This is a genomic window from Cyclobacterium qasimii M12-11B (assembly GCF_000427295.1).
Lineage (GTDB): Bacteria > Bacteroidota > Bacteroidia > Cytophagales > Cyclobacteriaceae > Cyclobacterium > Cyclobacterium qasimii.
Genome location: NZ_ATNM01000095.1, coordinates 1 through 1,418 on the forward strand (window position 1 = coordinate 1; position 1,418 = coordinate 1,418).

General features: G+C 36.5%; 2 protein-coding genes. Both read left to right on the forward strand.

Going from position 1 to position 1,418, the window contains the following annotated elements; all coding sequences use genetic code 11:
- Nucleotides 1-37 precede the first annotated feature (37 nt).
- Nucleotides 38-433, forward strand: a complete 396-nt coding sequence (locus ADICYQ_RS25915; protein WP_020894209.1) for a hypothetical protein — start codon at nucleotides 38-40, stop codon at nucleotides 431-433.
- A gap of 35 nt (nucleotides 434-468) precedes the next feature.
- Nucleotides 469-1,347, forward strand: a complete 879-nt coding sequence (locus tag ADICYQ_RS09880; RefSeq protein WP_235114539.1) for an IS3 family transposase — start codon at nucleotides 469-471, stop codon at nucleotides 1,345-1,347.
- Nucleotides 1,348-1,418 lie beyond the last annotated feature (71 nt).

Genomic DNA, 1,418 nt, shown 5'->3' on the forward strand with positions numbered 1-1,418 from the left:
GACTTGTCCTAGAATAGGTTTACATAAAATGTAAACTATGAATAGAAAAAAGATAAGAACAGTCGGTTCTTTGAGTCGGGAAGAACGGGAATCTATGATCAAAGAATATCTTACAGGTCAGTATACGAAAGTGGAATTATGGAAAAAGTATACAGGTCAAGATAATGAGCATGGTAAGATTTTGGACTGGATGAGGAAATTTGGTTATATTTCCGATAACAGAAAGTCAAGTTCTGTTAAAGCATCTTACTCAACTCCTTTAATAGTGAACCAATCGAACACAGATGACCCTATTACCCTTCAAAATCGTATAAAGGAGCTGGAGAAGCAGCTTGAGCATGCACAGCTGAAAGCTGAAGGCTATGAGCTGATGATTGATATAGCTGAGAAAGAGCTAAAGATCCCTATCAGAAAAAAGTCCGGTACCAAGTAATTACCACCTTAAAGGAGAGGCATCAACGGCATGCTCTGAGTCGTTTATGTATGTTATTTGGAATTACAAGACAGGCCTACTATCAATATTATTGGCAAGCGGAAGAAACTAGCTTTGAACAAGAGCTGGTCATTAAAAAGGTTCTTAGTATTAGAAAAAACCATTTAAGAATTGGAGGACGTAAGCTTTTGGTCTTACTAGATTCATTTCTGTTAGAAAACCAGATAAAGATCGGTAGAGATGCTTTATTTGACCTGTTAGCGGCGAATAACCTGTTAATCAGACGCAGAAAGCGACGAGTGCATACTACTAATTCGTTTCATTGGTTGAGAAAATACCCCAATCTAGTCCGTGAATATGTTCCCAGCAGAAGCAACCAGCTATGGGTCAGTGATATTACCTATTGGAGATTCAAAGAAAGATTCTTATATATAAGCTTTATCACCGATGCCTATTCGCATAAAATAGTAGGCTTTCAATTAGATAAAACGTTAGAGGCAGCCTCTACTATAAGAGCACTTGAAATGGCTCTTGAAGAAGCTTCGGGACCCGTGATTGGTCTTATTCACCATTCCGACAGAGGTATTCAATACTGTAGTAAAGATTATGTAAAGCTATTACAGGACAACCAAATACAAATCAGTATGACAGAAAATGGAGATCCCTTGGAGAATGCGCTGGCAGAAAGAGTAAATGGTATAATCAAAGAAGAATATCTAGACTGCTATCAAGTAGAAACATTTCAGGAGGCTTCCATTCTCTTAACACAAGTTGTCCAACTATATAACAAGGAAAGGCCACATATGAGTATTGGAAACTTTACACCAGAAGAAATCCATCAAACCAATCAAAAAAAAGAGAGGTTATGGAAAAACTATTACACTAAAAAATGTACTCTTGTAAATCCATTGTAGGATTAAAAAACATTGTAAACCTATACCAGTATTTAAACAATAATCTGTAAACTTTTTTTAGGACGAGTCAA

Bases quoted from the DNA above. Each gene is read 5' to 3' on its own strand.
- ADICYQ_RS25915 (WP_020894209.1), top strand. From the start codon at position 38: ATGAATAGAAAAAAGATAAGAACAGTCGGTTCTTTGAGTCGGGAAGAA.